Annotated in this window: 4 protein-coding genes; 2 read left to right on the top strand and 2 right to left on the bottom strand. The window is 57.8% G+C overall.

Annotation, left to right across the window (positions count from 1 at the left end; all coding sequences use genetic code 11):
* Both PHF15_RS16630 and PHF15_RS16625 read right to left on the bottom strand, forming a co-directional pair.
* The coding region (locus tag PHF15_RS16630; RefSeq protein WP_300122961.1) for a cation acetate symporter at positions 1-1,534 on the bottom strand (1,534 nt) is incomplete at its 3' end.
* Positions 1,531-1,839, bottom strand: coding sequence for a DUF485 domain-containing protein (locus PHF15_RS16625; RefSeq protein WP_300122959.1), 309 nt, complete (start codon positions 1,837-1,839; stop codon positions 1,531-1,533). The genes PHF15_RS16625 and PHF15_RS16630, both read right to left, overlap by 4 nt.
* A gap of 325 nt (positions 1,840-2,164) precedes the next feature.
* On the opposite strand from PHF15_RS16625, the gene PHF15_RS16620 reads away from it, so the two are divergent.
* On the top strand, positions 2,165-2,425 hold the full coding sequence (locus PHF15_RS16620; RefSeq protein WP_300122957.1) for a DUF4212 domain-containing protein: 261 nt from the start codon (positions 2,165-2,167) through the stop codon (positions 2,423-2,425).
* A 10-nt stretch (positions 2,426-2,435) separates the two neighbouring features.
* On the top strand, positions 2,436-4,128 hold a 1,693-nt coding region (locus PHF15_RS16615; protein ID WP_300122955.1), incomplete at its 3' end, for a sodium:solute symporter family protein.

Raw genomic sequence — 4,128 nt, 5'->3', positions numbered from 1 at the left:
CCAGCGTGGCTTCCCACACCGAAGGCGACACCACGGTCAGCGCGACCGACGAGATCAGGCCCAAAAAGCCACCAATCACGGCGCCCTTGGTGGTGCAGTCTTTCCACAGCACCGACATGAACAGCACCGGGAAGTTGGCGGACGCGGCAATCGCAAACGCCAGGGACACCATGAACGCGATGTTCTGCTTCTCGAACACAATGCCCAGGGTCACCGCCAGAATGCCGAGGCAAATGGTGGTGATTTTGGAAATGCGCAGCTCGTCGGCGCTGTTGGCTTTGCCCTTTTTGATCACAGTGGCATAGATGTCATGCGACACAGCCGACGCGCCAGACAGTGTCAGGCCAGCCACCACGGCCAGGATGGTGGCAAAAGCCACGGCCGAGATGAAGCCCAGGAACACGTTGCCGCCCACGGCGTTGGCCAGGTGAATGGCTGCCATGTTGCCGCCGCCCAGCAGGCCGCCCTTGACCGGGTCAAGGAACTGCGGGTTGGTCAGCACAAAGGTAATGGCACCGAAGCCGATGATGAAGGTCAGCAGGTAGAAGTAACCGATCCAGCCGGTGGCCCACATCACGGAAGAACGCGCAGCCTTGGCGCTAGGCACCGTGAAGAAGCGCATCAGGATGTGGGGCAAACCAGCGGTACCGAACATCAGCGCCATGCCGAAGCTGATGGCGGAGATCGGGTCCTTGACAAAGTTGCCCGGGCCCATGATGGACTGACCCACTTGGGCGGCGACTTCGGCAATCTTGCCGTCTTTCAGGGCCAGGTCGGTCTTGATTTGCACGGCGCCGGCGAACATGGCCTCGAAGCTGAAACCAAAGTGCCACAGCACCGACAAGGACATGAAGGTGGCGCCCCCAAGCAACAGGCAGGCCTTGATGATCTGCACCCAGGTGGTGGCGGTCATGCCGCCAAACAGCACATACACCATCATGAGCGCGCCCACAATGATCACCGCCATGTAGTATTCCAGGCCAAACAGCAGCTTGATCAGCTGGCCGGCACCCACCATCTGGGCAATCAGATAGAAGGCCACCACCACCAGCGTGCCCGACGCCGCAAAAATGCGGACCGGTTTTTGCTCGAAGCGGAACGCAGCCACGTCGGCAAAAGTGAACTTGCCCAGGTTGCGCAGGCGCTCGGCCATCAGGAAGGTGATGACGGGCCAGCCCACCAGGAAGCCGATCGAGTAGATCAGACCGTCAAAACCGCTGGCCATCACGGCGGCGGAAATACCCAGGAACGACGCAGCCGACATGTAGTCGCCGGCAATCGCCAGGCCGTTCTGGAAGCCGGTGATGCCGCCGCCAGCCGTGTAAAAGTCAGCAGCCGACTTGGTCTTGGCGGCCGCCCATTTGGTGATGAACAGTGTGAACACCACAAAGGCCGCGAACATGCCGATGGCCGTCCAGTTGGTGGGTTGCTTGACAGCCTGACCCAGGTCAGCGCCGGCAGCCAGGGCGCCGGTGGAAACAGCGAGCAGCGAGATCAGCGCGAGAAGGCGCTTGTTTGTATTTGTAAGTGTCATTTCAAAACCGCTTTCGTGATGGCCGCCGTCAGGTCGTCGTACTCTTTGTTGGCGCGCCGGACATAAATGGTGGTGATGATGACGGTGAACACAATCACGCCGAAACCAATGGGGACACCAATGGTCATGACGCCTGCGCCCAGTTTTTGCGCGAGGAACTCCTTGTTGAACGCCACGAGCATGATGAAACCGTAGTAAACGATCATCATGGCCCAGGTCAGTGTCCAGCCAAAGCTGCTGCGCTTGCGCTTGAGCTCCTGGTATTGGGGGTTGCTGACCACCCGCTGTATCAAATCATCTTGCATGAACTGTGTCTCCTCATTGGTTGTGACAGCGACGAGGCTAAGTGCAAGTACTTACCACCTACTTACCTCGCGCTTACCCGGTGCTTACCATGGCCTGTTGATCGGCGGGTCAACGCCCCGTTCTCCTCTGAAGCAAGCCAGTCACGACAGGATGAAAGTATTCGGTAAGTGTTTACCCTTGTTTCGTGCGCAGCGGGTCAGGTTTATCAGAAAACTGTAAGGAAGCGCCTTAATAGTCCGCCCTGCAACAGCGTGGGAACACACCGCGCACTGTAAATTGGCGGCTAATTCAGCTGCTTTGTCTGATTAAAACTTAGGAGATTTCATGAAGGAAGACTTAGGCAGTCAAGCCTACTGGAAAGAAACCCTGAAGCTGTTGAGGAACGTGTTGATCCTCTGGTTTCTGGTGTCTTTCGGGGCTGGCATTTTGTTCGTTGACTTTTTCAACCAGTTCCACCTTGGTGGTTATCCGCTGGGATTCTGGTTTGCCCATCAGGGCGCCATGTATTTCTTTGTGATACAGATTTTTTACTATGCCTGGCGCATGAACAACCTGGACATCAAGTTCGATGTCCATGAAGACTGAGGACTGACACATGGATCTTCAAACCACAATCTACCTCATGGTGGGCTTGAGCTTTGCGCTCTACATCGGTATTGCCATTTGGGCCCGCGCCGGTTCCACCAGTGAGTTTTACTCGGCGGGCGGCTCGGTGCACCCGGTGCTCAACGGCATGGCCACAGGTGCCGACTGGATGAGTGCGGCGTCCTTCATTTCCATGGCCGGCCTGATTGCCAACATGGGTTACGGCGGCGCGCTGTTTCTGATGGGCTGGACCGGCGGCTACGTGCTGCTGGCCATGTTGCTGGCGCCCTACCTGCGCAAGTTCGGCAAATTTACCGTGCCGCAGTTCATTGGTGACCGCTTTTATTCCAAGGGGGCCAGCCTGATCGCCGTGATCTGCCTGCTGACCGCGTCACTCACCTACATCATCGGTCAGATGACAGGTGTGGGCGTGGCGTTCTCGCGCTTTCTGGGCGTGTCGAGCGAAGTCGGTATCTACGTCGGTATGGGCATCGTGTTTTTGTACGCGGTGTTCGGCGGCATGAAGGGCATCACCTACACCCAGGTGGCGCAGTACATCGTGCTGATCCTGGCCTACACCATTCCCGCGATCTTTATCTCGTTGCAACTCACCGGCAATTTCCTGCCGCAGTTGGGCCTGGGTGGCACCCTGACCGGTACCGACATGTCCTTGCTGGCCAAGCTGGACGGCGTTGTGACGGATCTGGGTTTTGGCAAATACACCACCACCACGGCCGGTAGCACGCTCAACATGTTCGTGTACACCATGTCGCTCATGATCGGTACTGCGGGCTTGCCTCACGTCATCATGCGATTCTTCACGGTGCCTACCGTCAAGGACGCACGTTCCAGCGCGGGTTGGGCTCTGGTGTTTATTGCCATTCTGTACACCACGGCACCTGCGGTGGCGGCCATGGCCAAGTTGAACCTGCATTCCACCGTGAATACTGCTGTGGTCAAGGGGGGTGACTTGTATGCCCCGGAAGCCAGCATTCAGGCCGAATCCCGTCCTGACTGGATGAAGCGCTGGGAAAAGACCGGTTTGCTGAAGTTTGAAGACAAGAACGGCGATGGCCGCATCCAGTACTACAACGACGCTACCAAGAACGAAGCTGCCAAAGCCAAGGCTGCTGCTGCCGGCTGGAAGGGCAATGAGCTGACAGTGAACGCCGACATCATTGTGTTGGCCAACCCTGAAATCGCCTTGTTGCCCAACTGGGTGATCGGTTTGGTCGCTGCCGGCGGTCTGGCTGCGGCCTTGTCGACTGCTGCCGGTTTGTTGATGGCCATTTCGGCTGCGGTGTCGCACGACCTGATCAAGAACATTTTTGTTCCTGATATTTCCGAGAAGGGTGAACTGCTGGCGGGCAAGATTGCCATGGCGGTGGCCATTGTGATCTCGGGTTGGCTGGGTCTGAACCCGCCAGGCTTTGCCGCCGGTACCGTGGCGCTGGCCTTCGGTATTGCGGCGTCTTCGCTGTTCCCTGCGATCATGATGGGTATCTTCAGCAAGAAGATGAACAAGGAAGGCGCCATGGCCGGTATGCTGGCGGGCCTGTTCGTGACGCTGTTCTATGTGTTTGCGCACAAGGGCATCTTCTTCATCAAGGGCACCGACTTCCTGCCCCTGATCGGCGGCGCCAACCCCTTCTTCGGCATCACGCCTGAAGCTTTCGGGGCCATCGGTGCGCTGGTGAACTTTG

The organism is Rhodoferax sp., assembly GCF_028689295.1.
In the GTDB taxonomy this organism is placed as follows: domain Bacteria; phylum Pseudomonadota; class Gammaproteobacteria; order Burkholderiales; family Burkholderiaceae_C; genus Rhodoferax.
This window is presented reverse-complemented; position numbering and strand designations above follow the sequence as displayed.